Origin of the sequence: Bacillus sp. JJ1764 (genome assembly GCF_036962145.1) — a bacterium.
In the GTDB taxonomy this organism is placed as follows: Bacteria; Bacillota; Bacilli; order Bacillales; family Cytobacillaceae; genus Neobacillus.
The window spans coordinates 23,326-23,618 of sequence record NZ_JBALNY010000080.1 but is presented as its reverse complement, the minus strand read 5'-3'; the positions used below and the strand labels follow the sequence as shown (position 1 = coordinate 23,618).

The 293-nt window shown below is 39.2% G+C and carries 1 protein-coding gene; it reads right to left on the bottom strand.

Features of this window, described 5'->3' with window-relative positions; all coding sequences use genetic code 11:
- Nucleotides 1–293, bottom strand: a 293-nt coding sequence (locus V7083_RS12590) for an SLOG family protein (protein ID WP_335478200.1), incomplete at both ends; no start/stop codon positions are given.

The following is a 293-nucleotide window of genomic DNA, read 5'->3' as shown; positions in this document are numbered from 1 at the left end:
CTGCCTTCCTTTTCTTGATCATAAAGCAGCAATAACCCATTACTTTTTTCAATAAAAAATTGGTTTTTCAAGCGAAATTGCCATGGTTTTTCATAGCCTTTTTTTGTGACGGAGTCAATGAAGTCTGCTTGCATAAGAACGGATTCATACCATTCCTTATTTGTGTCACTCCAGCTTGCTTCTTGTTCTAAAAATGGAGTAATAACAGCTAGTTTTAATTCTGGGAACTCAGTTTGCAGATCAAAAACGACCTCTGCCGCCCAAAGCTCGACACCTAATTGGCCGCTGATCAG